At 74.0% G+C, this 18,517-nt stretch carries 7 protein-coding genes and 1 pseudogene; 6 read left to right on the top strand and 2 right to left on the bottom strand.

The genetic code is table 11. The features are described 5' to 3' along the window. Positions 1-10: 10 nt before the first annotated feature. From AB0M26_RS09260 to AB0M26_RS09235, 6 genes are read left to right on the top strand one after another with little or no spacing between them, the layout of a single operon-like run. Positions 11-7,159 carry an SDR family NAD(P)-dependent oxidoreductase gene (locus AB0M26_RS09260; protein ID WP_365257011.1) on the top strand — a complete coding sequence of 2,383 codons (7,149 nt, stop codon included), beginning with the start codon at positions 11-13 and terminating at the stop codon, positions 7,157-7,159. 44 nt (positions 7,160-7,203) lie between these two features. Further along, positions 7,204-11,940: a beta-ketoacyl synthase N-terminal-like domain-containing protein gene (locus AB0M26_RS09255; protein ID WP_365257279.1), complete on the top strand. Its 4,737-nt coding sequence runs from the start codon at positions 7,204-7,206 to the stop codon at positions 11,938-11,940. Next, the gene (locus AB0M26_RS09250; protein ID WP_365257008.1) at positions 11,927-12,250 is read left to right on the top strand and encodes a phosphopantetheine-binding protein; all 324 of its coding nucleotides are present in this window, start codon (positions 11,927-11,929) and stop codon (positions 12,248-12,250) included. The genes AB0M26_RS09255 and AB0M26_RS09250 overlap by 14 nt, the downstream gene beginning before the upstream one ends. A gap of 2 nt (positions 12,251-12,252) precedes the next feature. Then, the gene (locus AB0M26_RS09245; RefSeq protein ID WP_365257005.1) at positions 12,253-13,122 is read left to right on the top strand and encodes an alpha/beta hydrolase; all 870 of its coding nucleotides are present in this window, start codon (positions 12,253-12,255) and stop codon (positions 13,120-13,122) included. Continuing rightward, on the top strand, positions 13,119-14,372 hold the full coding sequence (locus tag AB0M26_RS09240; RefSeq protein ID WP_365257002.1) for a glycosyltransferase: 1,254 nt from the start codon (positions 13,119-13,121) through the stop codon (positions 14,370-14,372). The genes AB0M26_RS09245 and AB0M26_RS09240 overlap by 4 nt, the downstream gene beginning before the upstream one ends. A gap of 2 nt (positions 14,373-14,374) precedes the next feature. Next, positions 14,375-15,472, top strand: a complete 1,098-nt coding sequence (locus AB0M26_RS09235) for a class I SAM-dependent methyltransferase (protein WP_365256999.1) — start codon at positions 14,375-14,377, stop codon at positions 15,470-15,472. A gap of 37 nt (positions 15,473-15,509) precedes the next feature. Here the strand turns inward: AB0M26_RS09235 and AB0M26_RS09230 are convergent. Continuing rightward, a pseudogene (locus AB0M26_RS09230) lies at positions 15,510-15,758 on the bottom strand (2Fe-2S iron-sulfur cluster-binding protein); the annotation flags it as partial. Positions 15,759-15,982: 224 nt separating this feature from the next. Further along, positions 15,983-18,511, bottom strand: a complete 2,529-nt coding sequence (locus AB0M26_RS09225; RefSeq protein WP_365256996.1) for a helix-turn-helix transcriptional regulator — start codon at positions 18,509-18,511, stop codon at positions 15,983-15,985. Positions 18,512-18,517: the final 6 nt, after the last annotated feature.

Below are 18,517 nucleotides of genomic sequence, written 5' to 3'. Positions count from 1 at the left end.
CGGAGAACACATGACGTCCGCTGCTGCGCGCGTAGACGACATCGTCATAGGCATCAGTCCCTTCAGAGAACCGGATCCACGACTCGCTTCCGCGGTCAGCAGAGCCGGCGGGCTGGGAGTTCTCGATCTCGGTACGGGGGGACGCCGCGCGCGGGAGGCGCTGGCCGACACCGATCGCTGGACGGCGGGCGCCCGTTACGGCGTCCGGGTGGCGGCAGGTTGCCAATTCGCCCCGGCCGACCTGGCCGTACCGGAGGGGACCGGCCCGGACACGGTGATCCTCGGTACGGACTCGCCCTGGTCCGCGGACCGAGTCGCGGCGGACCACCGCGTGCTGGCCGAAGTGATCGATCTCCGCCAGGCTCTGGCCGCCGTCCACGCCGGTGCCCACGGGCTGATCGCCCGTGGCAGCGAGAGCGGCGGGCGGGTCGGCGAACTCAGCACCTTCGTGCTGCTCCAGCAACTGCTTGCCGAACCGGCCGTGTCGGTGCCCGTCTGGGCCTGCGGCGGCATCGGGCCGTACACCGCCGCCGGTGCCGTGGCGGGCGGGGCCGCCGGTGTCGTCCTCGACACCCAGCTCGCCCTGCTCGCCGAGTCCGGGCTCCCGGAGGAAGCGGCGGCCGCAATCCGCTCCATGGACGGCTCGGAGACCGTGGTCCTCGGCGGCCACCGGGTGCTGCACCGCCGCGGCCAGGAGTCCGCGGACGTTGCCGCGAGCCCCGGCGCCGTCGCCGCCCGCCTGGGCGTTCAGGATCTGCGCACCCGGCTTCTGCCCGTCGGTCAGGACGGTTTTCTGGCCGCCCGGTTCGCCGCACGGTACCGGGACGTCCGCGGAGCCGTACGCACCGTGGCCACTGCCGTCCGCGACGCGGTACGGGACGAGGAGGCCGGGGAAGCCCTGCGCCCCGGATCGCCGATGAGCCGGACGCTCGGCACCCCGCTGCCCGTCGCGCAGGGCCCGATGACCCGCGTCAGCGACCGCGCCGACTTCGCCTCCGCCGTCGCCGACGAGGGCGGGCTGCCCTTCATCGCCCTGGCGTTGGCCGACGGGGACCGGGCCCGCGAGATGCTCGAGGAGGCCCGTACGGCCCTTCAGGGACGGCCGTGGGGCGTAGGGGTCCTCGGCTTCGCGCCGGAGGAGATCAGAACCGCCCAGCTCGAAGCGGTGACGGAACTGCGGCCCAGCCACGCGATCATCGCGGGCGGACGGCCGTCACAGGCCGAGGCGCTGGAGCGGGAGGGCATCACCACCTTCCTGCACGTGCCCTCGCCGGGACTGCTGCGCCAGTTCCTGGAGGCGGGGGCACGCCGCTTCGTCCTCGAAGGGTCCGAGTGCGGCGGCCACGTCGGCCCGCGGAGCAGCTTCGCGCTCTGGGAGGCCCAACTGGCCGTGATCGAGGACTTCCTGGACGAGACCGGGGATGCGGTGTCCGACCGCGTCGAGGTCCTCTTCGCCGGCGGTGTGCACGACGAAACGTCGGCCGCCATGGTCGCCGCGCTCGCCGCCCCGCTCACCCGGCGGGGCGGAGCCGTCGGCGTGCTGATGGGCACCGCGTACCTGTTCACGGAGGAGGCGGTGGGACGCGGCGCCGTGCAGCCGCTCTTCCAGCGGCAGGTCATCGCCTCGCGGCGCACCGTCCTGCTGGAGACCGCCCCGGGGCATGCCACGCGCGCCGTCGCCAGTCCGTTTGCGGAGAACTTCGCCGGCCTCAGGCGGACGCTGGAGCGACAGGGCGTTCCCAACCGGCGGATCTGGGAGGAGCTCGAGCGGCTCAACGTCGGCCGGCTGAGGATCGCCAGCAAGGGGATCGAACGCGGCGAGGGCGGCGCGCTACTGCCCGTCGGGGAGGAACGCCAGCTCACCGACGGCATGTTCATGGCCGGAGAGGTCGCGGTACTCCGCTCGGCCACGACGACGATCGCCGCGCTGCACCGCTCGGTCTCCTCCGACGCCGCGGACTTCCTCGCCGGACGCCGCGCCGAACTCCATCGACACCTCGGGGAGGAGAAGGCGGAACGATCCGCCGGGCCGGAGGCGCCGGAACCGCTGGACATCGCCGTCGTCGGCATGGCCTGCATGTTCCCGCAGGCACCCGACCTCGCCTCCTTCTGGGCCAACGTGCTCGCCGGCGTCGACGCCGTGACCGAGGTGCCCGCCGAACGCTGGGACCCTGCGATCCACTACGAGCGGGACGCGGACGCCTCCGGCGACAGCGGCACGACCTCCGCCCCACCGGAGCGCGCGACGGCCTCCAAGTGGGGCGGATTCCTGCCCCCGATCCCGTTCGACCCCCTGCGGTACGGCATCCCGCCCGCCTCGCTCGGCAGCATCGAGCCCGTCCAGCTCCTCGCCCTCGAAGCGGCCCGCCGTGCCCTGGAGGACGCCGGCTACGGCGACGGCGGCGGGCGCGCCTTCGACCGGACGCGGGCCTCCGTCGTCTTCGGCGCCGAGGCCGGCAGTGACCTCTCCAACGCCCAGACCGTGCGCGCCGTCCTGCCCTCGTACCTCGGCACCGTCCCGGAGGAACTGGCCGGGCAGCTGCCCGAGCTCACCGAGGACTCCTTCCCCGGCATGCTGGCCAACGTCATCTCCGGGCGAATCGCCAACCGGCTGGACCTCGGGGGCGCCAACTACACCGTGGACGCCGCCTGCGCCTCCTCGCTCGCCGCCGTCGACGTCGCGTGCAAGGAACTCACCGCGGGCACCAGCGACATCGTCCTGTGCGGCGGCGCCGACCTGCACAACGGCATCAACGACTACGTGCTGTTCTCCTCGGTGCACGCGCTCTCCCCGACCGGCCGCTCCCGCGCCTTCGACAGCGCGGCCGACGGCATCGCGCTCGGTGAGGGCGTCGCCTGTCTCGTCCTCAAGCGCCTGGACGACGCCGTACGGGACGGGGACCGCGTCTACGGCGTGATCAAGGGCCTGGGCAGCTCCAGCGACGGCCGATCGCTCGGGCTCACCGCACCCCGCCCGGAGGGCCAGCGGGCCGCGCTCGAACGCGCCTACCGCAACGCCCGTGTCTCGCCCTCCGACGTCGGCCTCGTCGAGGCGCACGGGACCGGTACGGTCGTCGGCGACCGCACCGAACTCACCGTGCTCAGCGAGCTGTTCACACGGGCCGGGGCCGAGCAGGGAAGCTGCGCCCTCGGCTCGGTCAAGTCCCAGATCGGGCACACCAAGTGCGCCGCCGGGCTGGCCGGAATCATCAAGAGCGTCCTGGCGCTGCACACCGGCGTCAAACCCCCGACCCTTCACATCGAGCAGCCCAACGACGCCTGGAAGGCGACCGGCAGCCCCTTCGTCTTCCACACCGAGGCGAGCCCCTGGGCGGCGCCGGCGGAACAACGGGTCGCCGGAGTCAGCGCGTTCGGCTTCGGCGGCACCAACTTCCACGTGGTGCTGGCGGCCCACGACAGCGGCCCGCCCCCGGCCACCGCCCTCGACGCCTGGCCCGCGGAGCTGTTCATCTTCCGGGGCACCGACCGGGCCACCGCCCTGCGCAGGGTCGAGGAGACCCTGCGGCTGACGGAGACCAACGACGCGGCGGGACGGCCCTGGCGGCTGCGCGACCTCGCGCTGGCCTCCGCCCGCCGGTCCGACGCCGGCCACGATCCCGTACGGGTGGCCGTCGTCGCCGAAGACCTGGACGGGCTCGCGGAACGACTGCGCCGGGTCCTCGCCGGCGAACACGACGCAGCGTCCGGCATCCATGTGCACGACGAGGAGGCGTCCCCGGAACCGAAGCAGGTGGCGTTCCTCTTCCCGGGGCAGGGCAGTCAGCGGCCCGGCATGTTCGCCGACCTCTTCGTCGCCTTCCCCGACCTGCACCGCTACCTCGAACTCGGCCGGTCCTACGCCGATGTGCTCCACCCGCCCGCCGCCTTCGACGAAGCGGGCCGGGCCGAACAGCGGGAGCGTGTCACCGACACCCGTGTCGCGCAGCCCGCCCTCGGCATCGCGGGTCTCACGGCGTACGCCCTGCTCACCGCCGCCGGCGTACGACCCGACATGGCGGCCGGGCACAGCTACGGGGAACTGGTCGCCCTCTGCGCGGCCGGTGCCCTCACCCCGCGCGCTTTGCTGGAGCTCAGCGCGGAGCGGGCGAACGCGATCCTCGAGGCCAACGGCGACGAGCGCGGCGCCATGGCCGCCGTGGCCACCGCCCCTGGCGAGGTGGAGAAGGTGCTGCGCAAGGCCGGACTCGCGGGCAAGGCCGTCGTCGCCAACCACAACGCGCCGCGCCAGAGCGTGCTGTCCGGCCACACGGACGCGGTGGACGAGGCCGTACGGCTGCTGCGCGACGCCGGGCACGGAGCCAAGCGCATCCCCGTGGCGTGCGCCTTCCACAGCCCACTGCTGGCCGGCGCGGGGGAGCGGTTCGCCGACGCGCTGGCCGGACGGCCGCTGTGCGCGCCCGAGTTCCCCGTCTGGGCCAATCGCACCGCGGACGTCCACGGCTCGGAGCCGGACGAGGTACGGGCCGAACTGGCCGCCCAGATCGAGGCGCCGGTCCGCTTCGTCGAGCAGATCGAGGCCATGTACGAGGCCGGGGCGAGGGTCTTCGTCGAGGCCGGTCCCGGCACCGTGCTGACCAAGCTGGTCGGCTCGATCCTCGGTGACCGCCCGCACCGCACGGTCGCCTTCGAAGGGCGCAGGCGCGGCGGCGGCATGCGCTCCTTCCTCGACGCCCTCGCCCAATTGGCCGTCGCCGGACTGCCGGTCCGCACCGGCTGGATGTTCCGGGGCCGCGATGTCGTGGAGGCAGGCCGCACCGCACCACCGAAACGGCCCGGATGGACGGTGGACGGCCAGCTCGTCCGCACAGCGGCCGGCGAACTCCTGCCCGGTGCCCTGGCGCCGGCCCGACCCATCGGGGACGTAACGATGACAGGTAACGGCCATCCAGCAGGCACCCCCGCCGACAGGGATGCCCTGATCTCCGAATTCCTGCGCAGCAGCAGGGAGATGGTCGCCGCGCAGCGCGATGTGCTGCTGGCGCACCTCGGTGTCGCACCGGGTGTGCAGTTCGCCTCCCCGGCCTCCCCGTCGTCCCCGGCCTCGCACACCTGGACCGCCAACGCCGGTGAGCCCGTCGCGGCCGCCCCCGCGGTGCCGGGTGAGGCCGATCCCGTCGCTCGACCTGCCGACGCGCGGCACGTATCGGAGCCCGTCCCGGACCCGGGACAGGGCGCCGTGACCGCTGACGACGTCCTGCGTGTGGTGTCGGAGATCATCAGTGAACGGACCGGCTACCCCCTCGACATGATCGAGCCCGATCTGGATCTGGAGGCGGACCTCAGCATCGACTCCATCAAGCGCGCCGAGATCGCGGGCGAGCTGGCCAAGCGGCTGGGCGTCGGCGGCGGTGGCGCGGCCGCCATGGGCGACGAGGAGCTGGAGGACCTCGCCAAGGCCCGTACCACCGCGGCCGTCACGGCATGGCTGACCGGGCGCCTCACCGCATCGGGAGCACCCGCCGCACAGGACGCACCCACCGAGCAGGAGGCCCGACAACCCCTCCCCGCCGGACAGCCGGAAGGGGCGGCGGGGGAGGAGCCGGCACGGAGCGCGGCCGGCCGTCCTGCCGCCAGCGCTCTGCCGGACGAGACCGAGCCACCGGATCCTGCCGTACCGGGGGTGGCCCCCAAACGGCTCCGGCTCGTCCCCGTACCCCTCGGCGACGCGGACCCGGCCGACCCCGCCGTGCTGGCCGGCACCCGCTTCGCGCTCCTCGGCGACGGCGGAGGCACCGCCGAGGCGGTCACCGCCCGCCTCGCGGAGCACGGCGCGCAAGCCATGACCTTCGACGCAGGACATGTCCTCACCGAGGACGACGGCCACGTCGACGGTGTCATCCTGCTCGACCCGCTGGCCGGGGCCGGAACTCCCGTGCTCCCGGAGGCCTTTCCGGTCCTGCGGGCCGCACTGCGGCGCTCCCCGCGCTGGCTGCTGGCCGCCCGGCACGCGGAGCCGCGCGGTGTGCGCGCGGCCGGAATGGCCGGACTCTTCCGTACGGTCGCCCGGGAGTACCCCAAGACCCTGGCGCGCCTGGTGGACATCGCCGCGGACCGCGGCGACGGCCCGGCACCGGACGGCGCCGCAGGGGCCATTGGCCGTGAAGCCGGTCCCGCGGCGGTCGCCGACGCCCTGATCGGTGAGCTGATCGCCGAGGGTGACGCCCCGGTCGTCCTGCGGACGGCCGACGGCCGGTCGGGACTCGAACTGGTGGAGACCCCGCTCGGTTCCCTCGCGGTCTCCGGCGCCGGCCCCGCCGGGGACGGAGCCGCCGAGGCCGCCGCCATCGGCCTCGACCGCGAGTCGGTGGTCGTCCTCGTCGGCGGGGCCCGCGGCATCACCGCGCGCTTCGCGTCCACGCTCGCCACCGCGTCCCGGTGCCGTATCGAACTGCTCGGCCGTACACCGGAACCCGTCGGCCCCGAGGACCCGGCCCTTGCCGAGGCCCGCGACCCCGCCGCTCTGCGCGCGGCGCTCGCCGCCCGGGGCGGCAGTACACCGGCCGAGATCCAGCGCGAGGCCGCGCGGATCCTGGCACAGCGTGAAGTGGCCGAGACAGTCGAGGAGTTGAGGCGAATCGGCAGTGAGGTGCGGTACCGCTCGGTCGACTTCCGGGAGACCGACGCCGTACTCCAGACCGTGAAGGAGATCCACGCCCACCACGGCCGTCTCGACGGAGTCGTCTACGCCGCCGGGGTCATCGAGGACCGGCTGATCGAGGAGAAGTCAGCGGAGTCCTTCCAGCGGGTGTTCAAAACGAAGGTGGACGGCGCGAGCGCCCTGCTGGACGCGCTCGGCGAACTGCCCGCCGGACCTTCCTTCGTCGTCCTCTTCGGCTCAATCTCCGCCGTCCTGGGCAACCGCGGCCAGGCCGACTACGCCGCGGCCAACGACGCGCTGGAGGAACTCGGCACGCGCTGGGCGGGCCGCACGGGGCGAAGGGCCCTGACCGTGCACTGGGGTCCCTGGGCCCCGTCCGCCACCCACGGCGGCATGGTCAGCCCCGAACTCGGGCGCGAGTACGCCCGGCGCGGCATCGACCTCATCGACCCCGAGGAAGGCACTCTCGCACTGCTCCGTGAACTCGCCTGGGGCGACGAGCCGTCCGGATCCGTCGTCTACACCGCGTCGGGCTGGTGACCGTGGCACACGACGACGCCGCGCCCGACGGACCAGCGGGAGCGATGCCCCCGGTGGCCATCGTGGGGATGGCCGTACTGCTCCCGGGCGCGCCCGATCTGGACACCTACTGGCGCAATCTGCAGCACTGCACCGACGCGATCACCGAGGTACCCGCCGGACGGTGGGACAGCGAGTACTACCACCCGCAGAGCGCGGATGGAGCGGCACGACCTCCCGACCGGGTCTACTGCCGCCGTGGCGGATTCGTCGACGAGTTCGCCGAGGCGGAGGTCACCCGGTTCGGCATCATGCCCGCCTCCGTGCCGGGGACCGAGCCCGACCAGTTGCTCGCGCTGAAGGTGGCCGCCGCGGCCATCGAGGACGCGGGCGGCGAGGACCGGCTGCCCGACCGGCAGCGCGTGGGCGTGGTGCTCGGGCGTGGCGGCTACCTCACGCCCGGGCTCGTACGCCTCGACCAGCGTGTCCGGACCGCACGTCAACTGGTCCGCACCTTGGGCGAGTTGATGCCGGACCTGGGGGAGGAGCGGCTGGCGCGGGTCCACGCGGCCTTCGTCGACCGGCTCGGGCCCGACCGTCCCGAGGCCGCCATCGGCCTCGTACCCAACCTCGCCGCCTCGCGCGTGGCCAACCGGCTCGATCTGCGCGGGCCCGCGTACACGGTGGACGCCGCCTGCGCCTCCTCGCTGGTCGCCGTCGACCAAGCGGTGGCCGAGCTGTCCTCCGGCCGGTGCGACGTGATGCTCACGGGCGGAGTGCACCACTGCCACGACATCACGTTGTGGAGCGTCTTCTCCCAGCTCGGCGCGCTCTCTCCGAGCCAGCGGATCCGGCCCTTCCACCGTGCCGCCGACGGCATCCTGATCGGCGAGGGCACCGGGGTGGTGGTGCTCAAGCGGCTTGCCGACGCCAAGCGCGACGGCGACCGCGTCTACGCCGTGATCCGCGGGACCGGAGTCGCCAGTGACGGCCGTACGGCGGGCCTGGCCAACCCGGACCCGGCCGGCCAGACCCGCGCCGTACGGGAGGCGTGGCGCAGGGCCGGACTCGACCCGCGGGAAGCCGGTGCGATCGGGCTGCTGGAGGCGCACGGCACCGCGACGCCCGCGGGAGATGCAGCCGAACTCGCCACGTTGGCCGAGGTGTTCGGCCCCGAAGGTCGCGGTGACGTCCTGGACACCGACGGGACGCGCGGACGCGCGGTGATCGGCTCGGTGAAGTCGATGATCGGTCACACCATGCCGGCCGCCGGGGTGGCGTCCCTGGTCAAGGCGGCCCTCGCCGTCCACCACGGCGCGCTGCTGCCCACCCTGCACTGCGACGACCCGCACCCGGAGCTGGAGCGGACCCGTTTCCGTACGCTCGCCGCCGCCTCGCCGTGGGAGACCGGGCCGGAGCAGCCCGTACGCCGCGCGGGCGTCAACGCGTTCGGCTTCGGCGGGATCAACGCGCATGTGGTGCTGGAGGAGCCACCGACCGCCGGAGCCCGGAGCGGAGCGGGCGCGCCCACACCGCCGCGCGCCACCGTGACCGAGCCGGAGCGTGTCCTCGTCCTGTCGGCCGCGTCCCCCGAGGAGTTGGGCGCGCTGCTGGACGCGGACGACTCTGCGGTTCTCGCCGCCGCCTCCGCGCGCCCGGACGGTCCGGACCGCAGCAGGCTCGGCATCGTCGATCCCACCGCCAAGCGGCTCGCGCTGGCCCGGCGTGCGATCGCCAAGGGCCGCCCATGGCGGGGGCGCAACGACATCTGGTTCACCCCCAGGCCGTTGCTCGCCGAGGGCGGGGACGGAGTGGACGACGGCAATGGTGGCGGCCGCGGCGGGCGGCCCGGGAAGCTCGCCTTCGTCTTCCCCGGCCTGGAGGGCGAGTTCGAGCCGAGGACCGAGGGTGTGGCCGAACACTTCGGCCTCGACCCCGCGGCCGAGGCATCCGCACAGGTCGGCGACATCGGACGGCACGGCGCCGGGGTCTTCGGTGTCGGCCGGCTCCTCGACGGCGCGCTGCGGCGGATGGGGATCGTGCCGGACGCGGTCGCCGGGCACAGCATCGGCGAGTGGTCGGCGATGGCCGCGGGCGGCATGTACGCCGGGGCCGCGGTCGACGCCTTCCTCCACGACTTCGACCCGGACGCGCTGCGCGTACCGGGCCTGGCCTTCGCGGTCCTCGGCGCCTCCGCGGAGCGGGTCCGCGCCGCACTGACGGAACGCGGGGACGGCCGGATCGTCCTCTCGCACGACAATGCCCCGCGCCAGTCGATGGTCTGCGGACCGCGGGCCCCCGTCGAGGAGTTCGTCCGGTCCCTGCGCGAGACGGGTGTGATCGCCCAGGTGCTTCCGTTCCAGTCCGGCTTCCACACCCCGATGCTCGCCCCCTACCTCGGGCCCATCGAGGCGGCCGCGGCCGGATTCGAGCTGCACCCGCCGACCGTCCCCGTCTGGTCGGGCACGACCGCCTCGCCCTATCCCGCCGATGAGGCCGGAGTGCGCGAGCTGTTCGTCCGGCACCTGCTGGAGCCCGTGCGCTTCCGGCAGTTGACCGAGGAGATGTACGCGGCGGGGTTCCGCGCGTTCGTCCAGGTCGGCACCGGACAGCTCGCCTCGCTGATCGGCGACACCCTCCACGACCGGGAACACTTCGTCGTCGCGGCCAACACCCCGCACCGCGACGGGCTGGCACAACTGCGGCGCACCGCAACCGCGTTGTGGGCCGAGGGCCTGCGGGTGGACCCGGCGCTGCCCCGGCCGGGACGGGACCCGGCTGCGTCCTCGCCTCCGCCCGTACGGCTCGACCTCGGAGGAGCCCTGGTCTCCCTGGACGCGGACACCACGGCGGCGCTGCGCCGCGAGCTGGCGCCGGGCGCTCCCTCCACGGCGCGCCCGGACCGCGTCACGGCGACGCTCGACGCGGTGGCCGGGCAGTCCCCACTTGCGGCCGAACTGGGTGCTCTGCTGCGGGAGACGGCCGACACCGCGGCCGAACTCCTCACCGCCGGAGCCCGCGCGGCGGGCCGTACTCCGCAGGCCCCCGCCGTGCCGGCGCCCGCGGCGGCACCCGCAACACCGAAGGTGCTGCCGTTCCCGTCCGCGGGCGCGCCGGCGTCCCCGCCGCCCGGCACCGGGGCCACGGCCCAGGGCCCCGGGGCGCCGGCCCCCGCGGGGGAGACGCGGACCGTTCTGCGCGTCTCCACCGACGCCATGCCTTATCTGCGTGACCACTGCTTCTTCCCGCAGCGGCCCGGCTGGCCCGAGGAGGAGGACCGGTGGCCGGTGGTCCCGGCCACCACGATCGTCCAGCACCTCATGGACGCGGCGGAGCGGGCGGCTCCGGGGCGGCGCGCGATCGCCGTGTCCGGTGCCCGCTTCGAGCAGTGGGTGACGGCCGCACCCCCGGCCGACGTCGCGGTCATCACGGCACCGTCCCCGGACGGCCCCGACCGGTTCACCGTCGGGTTCGGCAGGAGTGCCCGCGCCACGGTCCACGTCGCCACGGGATATCCGCCGGGCCCCGACCGGTGGGTCACGGATCGCGCCGCCGAACGCGTCCCCGACCATGTGGCGGCCCAGCTCTACGCCGAGCGCTGGATGTTCCACGGCCCGGCGTTCCAGGGCGTCACCGAGATCGCCGCCATCGGCGAGGCGCACGTCCGCGGCACCATCACCACGCCGCCGGCGCCCGGCGCGCTCCTCGACAACGTCGGCCAGCTGCTGGGCTACTGGATCATGGCCACCCGCACCGAGCGGACCGTGGTCTTTCCCGTCGGCGTCCGCTGGATGCGCTTCTTCGGTCCGCATCCGCGTCCCGGCACGGAGTTGGAGTGCCTGGTGCGGATCGTCTCGCTGATCGACACCGTCCTGGAGGCCGACGTCCAGCTCGTCGCCGACGGCACGGTCTGGGCGGAGTTGACGGGGTGGCAGGACCGCAGGTTCGACAACCACCCCGAGACCCGGCCCGTCGAGCGCTTCCCCCAGCGCAACACCCTCTCCCGGCCGCAGCCGGGCGGCTGGGTCCTCCTCCACGAACGGTGGCCGGACCTCGCCTCGCGTGATCTGATCATGCGCAACCACCTGGGCGGCGCCGAGCGTGCCGGCTACGACCGGCACGCCCCGCGCGGGCGCCGGCAGTGGCTGCTCGGCCGGATCGCCGCCAAGGACGCGGTGCGGCGGTGGCTGTGGGACCACGGGGAAGGGCCCGTTTTCCCCGCCGAGATCCAGGTGCACAACGACGAGAGCGGCCGCCCGTACGTCACCGGCGGGGGCGGCCGGATCCTCCCCGATCTCCACCTCTCGCTGGCACACCGGGCCGAGAGCGGCGTGGCCCTGGTGACACGGCGGAAGCCGGCCGGCACCGGCCGGAGCTGTCCCGGAGTCGGCATCGACATCGAGGAGATCGTGGACCGCGACGAGCAGACGGTTGCGGTCGCCTTCGGTGAGGCGGAACGGCGGCTCATCACCGAACTCTGCGCCTCCACCGGGGAGCCCGAGGCCCGGTGGGTCACCACCTTCTGGGCGGCGAAGGAGGCCGTCGCGAAAGCGGAGGGCACCGGACTGCGCGGACGCCCCCGCGACTTCGCCGTGACCGGGGCGAAGGCCATCGCGGGCGCCGCTCAGGCCCCCGTACGCCTCACGGTCGAGGCACCCGCACCCACCGACCGGCCGCGCCGCTACCGGGTGCACAGCACAAGGGCGTCCAACCCGCCGGGACTGCCCACCAGGGACTACGCCGTCGCCTGGACCCATGGCCCGACGGACGAGCACGAGGAGACCAGCAGTGACCACCAGTGAGCAGACCGCGGCCCCCGTCGCCGACGAGCGGACCGTCCTCGCGGAGATCGCCGGCATGCTCCGGGCCATCCTCGACGAGTACGGACTCGACGACCTCGAGATCACCATGGAGAGCCGCTTCACCGAGGACCTGGAGCTGGAGAGCATCGATCTCGTCACCCTGGCGGGCAATCTGGAGGAACGGTACGGGCGGCAGGTCAACTTCGCCGTGTTCGTGGCCGATCTGGAGCTCGACGAGATCATCGACCTGACCGTCGGGCGCCTCGTCGACCACGTCGTACGGTGCCTTGCCGCCGCGGAGGGCCGCTGACCATGGCGATGATCCACACAGGCGGCGGACGGGAGGGCACCAGGCTGCACGTGCAGCGGATGTCCCCCGAGGACGGCCCGCCGGCTGCCACGGCCGTTCTGCTGCACGGACTGCTCACCGACAGCCTGGCCAGCTACTACTTCACCATCGCCCCCGCCCTCGTCGCCGCGGGCATCGACGTGGTGATGTACGACCACCGCGGCCACGGCCGCAGCGCCCGGCCGGACTCCGGCTACCGGCTGGACGACTTCGTCACCGATCTGGAGTGCCTGCTCGGCCAGTTGGAGATCACCGCCCCGGTCCACCTCGTCGGCAACTGCTTCGGCGGCACGGTGGCCTTCGAGTACGCGGTCCGCCACCCCGGGCGGGTCGCCGGCCTGTTCCTGATCGAGGCGAACCCGGCCACCACCTCCTGGGCCGGGGAGATCACCGGGATCCTGGAGCGTATCGTCCGGGAGCTGGTGGAGCACGAGGCCGAGACCCTGGCCTGGGTCAACGCCAACCGCGGCGCGCACACCGCCCGGCTGGCCCGGTCCGCGGCCCGGCTGGTGCGCACCACCACGATCGCGCGGGACGTACCCGAGAGCGATGTGCTCAGCGAGCACGAGATCCGCGCCGTGCGCTGCCCGGTGTTCGCACTCTACGGCTCGGACTCCGAACTCGCCGGGCAGGAGACGTGGCTGGAGTCGCTGCTGCCCGATCTGCGGACAGCCGTGCTGCCCGGTCAGGGGCATTCCGTGCTCGCCGAGGCACCGGGGCTCGTCCTGGACCTTCTGCTGTCCTCGATCCTTGAGCACGGCCGCCCGCCGCGGATACCGGTGCCCGCCGGATCCGCGCCATCCGGTGCCACGTCGAAGGCCGTCGAACGGTGAGCCGCTTCCTCTTCGTCGTGCCTCCGCTCGTCGGGCACATCAACCCGACCGTCGGTGTCGGGGCCGAACTGGCCGCCCGGGGGCACCAGGTGGCATGGGCGGGGATGACCGAGTTCGTCCGGCCGCTCGCCGGGGACGACGCCGAGGTCTTCCCCTGCGGCGGGCACCGGCTGGGCGAGGGCGGCGCCGTCCGCCTGCCGGACGTGCGCGGGCCTCGTGCGCTGAAGTTCCTCTGGGAACAGTTCCTGGCCCCTCTCGCCGAGGAGATGGCACCGGGCGTTCACGCCGCCGCGGAGGCGTTCCGGCCGGACGTGGTCGTGGCGGACCAGCAGACCATCGCGGGCGGCCTGGTCGCCGAACACCTCGGCGTACGGTGGGCGACGTCGGCCACCACCTCGGCCGAGTTCACCGGGGCGCTCGACGGACTGCCCAAGGTGGACGGGTGGCTCGACGGTCTCATCGCCGAAGTGCGCGACCGCATCGGCGATCCGGCCTCCACCGCGGACCCGCGCTTCTCGCCGTACCTGGTGCTGGCGTTCACCACCGAGGAACTGGCGGGGCGGGCGACCCGCGCGGGGGACCGTATCCGTTTCGTCGGTCCGTCCATCGCCGGCCGGCCGGCCGGCAACGACTTCCCCTGGGACTGGCTCGACCCGGCGCGCCCCACCGTTCTCGTCACGCTGGGCACCGCCAACGCCGACGCGGGCGAGCGCTTCCTCGCCGTGTGCCACGAGGTGGCGCGCAGCCGGGCTGACCGGATCCAGACGGTGATCACGGACCCCGCGGGCTCGCTCGGTCCGGCGGGCACGGCGGTCGCGAACGGCGGGCCGGGCCCGGACGGCGGTGGCCCGCTGCCGGTCGACAAGGATGTGCTCACCCTCCCGTACGTCCCTCAACTCCCGTTGCTCGAACGCGTCGGCGCCGTCGTGTGCCACGCGGGCCACAACACCGTGTGCGAGACGCTGTGGCACGGCGTTCCGCTGGTCGTCGCGCCGATCCGCGACGACCAGCCGGTCATCGCCGCCCAGGTGGCGGACGCCGGGGCGGGCATCCGCGTCCGGTTCGGCCGCGTCACGGCGCCCAAGCTCGGCGAGGCGCTCGACGCCGTGCTCCAGCAACCCGGCTACCGGGCCGCGGCCGAGCGCATCCGCGCGTCCTTCCGCGCCGCCGGCGGCGCGGCCGTCGCGGCAGGCCACCTCGAGCAGTTGACGTCCCTCACCGGAGAAGCCACTCCCACCTCGGAGGCGTAGCAATGAGCAGCAGCAGACAGGCACCGCAGCGATCCGCCGAGCCGTCCCGCGCCGCGGCGGTCGCCGCGCTCCGCCCGCGCTACCAGGCCGACCTGGCGGCGGGCACGGACCGCTTCTTCGAGCCGCGCCGCACCGACTGCCCGTGGTGCGGCTCGTCCCGGCTGCGGGTGCGTCTGCGCACGACCGACCTCTTCCAGCACAAGCCCGGCCGCTTCGTACTCGACGCGTGCGAGGACTGCCGTCATGTCTTCCAGAATCCCCGGCTCAGCGGCGAGGGGCTGGAGTTCTACTACCGGGACTTCTACGACGGGCTGGGGGAGAAGGAGCTGGGCGGTCTCTTCGCGGGCCGCAGGAAGATGTACCTGGGCCGGGCCGAGCCCGTGAAGCGCTTCGCCGAGGCGCCGAAGACATGGCTCGACGTCGGTACGGGCCACGGCCACTTCTGCGAGACCGCCCGCACGGTCTTCCCCGGCACCTCGTTCGACGGCCTCGACTTCAGCGACGGCATAGAGTTCGCCGAACGGCAGGGCCGGGTCGACCGCGGATTCCGGGGCAGCTTCACCGAACTGGCCGACGAGGACCTGGCCGGCTCCTACGACGTCGTCAGCATGTTCCACTACCTGGAGCACAGCACGAACCCGCGCGAGGAACTGCGCGCCGCCTGGAAGACCATACGGCCCGGCGGCCACCTCGTCATCGAGGTGCCGGACGCGGAGTCCCGCTTCGCGCGGTGGCTCGGGCGGTGGTGGCTTCCGTGGCTCCAGCCGCAGCACCTCAACTTCGTTCCCCTGGCCAATCTGCGCGGGGAGCTGGCCGCGCTCGGCTTCACGGTCGTCGCGGAACAGCATGCCGAGCCGCACGACACGGTCGACCTGCTGGGCGCGGTGTGGCTCCCGCTCAACCGGCTCGCCCCGCCCGAGGACGCCCCCTGGCACCCCGCCCCGCCCGGCCGCCTCCGCTTCCTGCTGCGCTGCGCGTTCCTTGCCGCGGGCATACCCCTGCTGCTGCTGGCGACGGCGCTCGACCGGGCCCTCGTCAAGCCGCTGGCGGGACACGGTGGCCTGGCCAACGCGTACCGGGTGATCGCACGCCGGAACTGACCTGCGTACAACGGGAGTCGAGGATGTCCGGGCCGGACTACGGGTTCGCCGCGGTCCGCTTGGTCGCCTCACGGACGCGGAAGTACGTGCCGCAGCGGTAGACGTTCGCGATGGCGCCGATGTCCGCGTCCGTGGGGCCGCTCGTCCCGCACAGCAGGGCCACCGCGGCCATGGTCCGGCCCGGACGGCGCCGCACTGCGCCACGTCCTCCTCCAGCCAGGTCTGCTGGACAGGGATACAGGCGGTCGCCGTCCACGAGACCTTCGATCATGGTGACCTCACGCCCGCGCCGTCCGCGACCGGACGCCTCCGGGCCCGGGCCCACCACCGGTGAGGGCCTGCTCCGCCGAGCCGTACGAGCCGGAAAAATGTTCCACCCCGCGGCGGCTCGGTGCGGGCTCGCTCAGCGAGGGGCGCGAGCGCGCCCGCACCGGGCCAGCGCGCCCGCACCGGCGGGCGCCCCTTGCCGACGCGGGGGCGGGCGCCGGGGGCCGGTCCACCGCGTCCCGCTCAGTCCGGCTCGCCCAGCGACTGCCACCGGGCCCGCAGCTCGTAGCGGTTGGACACCCCTGTCTTGGCGTAGATGTTGCTGAGGTGGAAGGCGATGGACGCCGGTGTGACGAAGAGCCGGGCCGCTGTCTCCTTGTTCGTCAGCCCCGAGGCGACCAGGGCCACGACATCGGCCTCCCGTTCGGTGAGCCCGTAGCCGTTCGCCGACCGGGGGAGGCGCAGCCGGGCCAGGCCCGCGGCGCAGCGGTGATGCAAGGGCCCAGCGCCGAGTTCGGCCGCGGTCTCCTGCGCCGCCCGGTAGCGGTCCAGCGCAGCCCGGCGCTTGCCCGCATTGGCGAGCACGTCGGCGTGGTCGGCCTGGAGCCGCGCCCGGTACCAGGGCGTACGGGCCGCCGCGACCGCTCGGCGCTCGGCCTCGGCGAAGTGCTCCAGCGCGTTCTCCCGGCGACCGGCGTGTGCGGCGGCCAAGGCCTCGCCCCATGCGCCGAACATCCTGATCCAGGCGGAGGACGGCCGCCGGTGCAGCCGTCGCATCGAGCGCAGCGAACGGTCGAGCAGTGTCGCGTCGTCCACCAGCGCCGCGGCCCGCAGCAACTCCAGCTCGCGCCACGGCATGAGCGCCGTCGGGAGCCCGCCCGGGCCGGAGCGGACCGGCCCGGCACCCAGCACGGCCGCCACACGCCTGGTGTCCTCGGCCTCCACGGCGCCCACGAGCCGCGCGAACAGCCCCGACCATGTGCACAGCGCCGGCTGTGCCCCGGTGGCGAAGGATGGGGCCGGCTCGTACCCCTCCGCCGTCTGCCCGCGCGCCGAGGCAACCAGCAGCCCGAGCGATTCCCCCAGCGGACGCCACAGCGGCGTCGCCGAGTTGACGGCCATGGAGGCGTGGAGTTCGGCCTGTGCCCACTGGCCGCGCATCCAGTGCAGATGGCCGAGCAGGACCAGCGGGAGGCCGTCCGCCGAGGGGGCCTCGCTGATGGCCGACACGTCCAGTGCTTGGTGGACGGCGTTCTCGCACCGGTCGAGATCCCCGGCCTCCAGGTGCAGCCACGCCTCGATCAGCAGGGTCTTGCGGAAGGCGGAAGCGGAGCGCGGATGGGCCGGGAGCGTCGCCGAGCGGATGGCGCCCAGCGCCGCGGCGGGTCCCCGGTCCGCCGCTGCGAGCAGCATGTCGAGCCATGCGCGCATGCCGTGCCAGTACGGGTCGTGCGTGGCGGACTGCCGTGACTCCTCCAGCAGGGGACGGATCGCGGAGGTGGGACGCCCGGCCAGCCACCGCGCCTCCGCGAGCCAGAGCAGCGAGGCCTGCCGCACATCGGCGTGGGCGGAGGCCCGTTCCACGTCGTGGTGCGATGACGTCCGCCGTACGCCGCTGGGCGGGGACGTCTGATGGGCGACGCTGGGCGAGTACGTCCGCCGCACGCCGCTGGGCGGGGCCGTCTGCTGGCCGCCGGTGTCCGACGGGAGCGCCGGAGCGCTCTCCTCCTCGGCCGCCAGCCGTTCGTGAGCCTCCGTCAGCAGCGCGAGGCCCCTTCGCAGATCGCCTTCCAGCACGCTCAACCGCCCGGCCAGGACCCGTTCGTGCACCGACGGCCGGTGTCCGCGCAGTGCGCGCAGCTCGGCCCCCGCAGTGGAGCAGCGGTGCAGCCGCAGGTCGTGCTCGATGGAGTGGAGCAACCGCTGCGTCCCCGTGGCGGGATCGGAGGAGAGGCCGGCCGCGTGGCGCAGCAGCGTGGCGGCCCGGGCCGAGTACCCCGCCGCGCTGAGCGTCTCGGCCTCCTTCTCCAGCGCGTCCGCCAGCGACGGCGAAGGGGCCTGTGCCGCGGCGGCCCGGTGGAGCAGCGCGTCAGGTCCCTCCGACCAGCGTTCGGCCCAGGCGTGCGCGGACTGCCGTTCCGCCGGTGTTATCCCGCTCAGCAGGAGACCCCTCAAGTCCTCCGGGACCTCGGCGGCGCCGGTCCGCGGGTGCCAGCGCAGGAATCCGGCGTCGAGCGCACTCTGCAAGGACCCTGCCAGGGCATCCGGTTCGTCCACCAGGGTTCCCAGCCGCGGGACGGCAACCGCCCCGCCGAGGACGGCCAGCGCCTGGACGAGCCGGCGGCTGGGTGCGGGCAGCCCTTCCAGTACGCCACCGGTGCCGTCAGGCCGTTCCGCCTGCCCGCCGGAGGCGACGGCGGTGCCCAGAACGAGACCGCCCGGGAGCCGCCGGAGGAACAGTGTGACGTCGTGGTCCGGGTCCCCGCAACGGAGGGGAGCCTCCGGCAGCTGGGCGGCGTAGGTGCCGAGCTTTGTGAGGAACCGCCGTACGGAGACCAGGACTTCGGCCATCGCGTCTTCGGGTAGTCCTGGGCGCCAGGTGCGGACGGCTCCGTCGGCGGAGACAGTGAGAACCAGATGCGGGGCCAGGGATCCCTCGTCCTCGGGCGCGGCGCAGAACAGCAGCGCGTCCGAAGCCGGAAAGCGGAGGCAGACGGAGGCACAGGGGGAGTCCGTGCCGTCGAACGCGCATATGTCCCTGGGGACGGGCATCTTCGC

The organism is Streptomyces sp. NPDC051776 (assembly GCF_040681345.1).
In the GTDB taxonomy this organism is placed as follows: Bacteria; Actinomycetota; Actinomycetes; order Streptomycetales; family Streptomycetaceae; genus Streptomyces.
The sequence above is the reverse complement of the archived record's forward strand: the minus strand, read 5'-3'. Positions and strand labels throughout refer to the sequence as shown.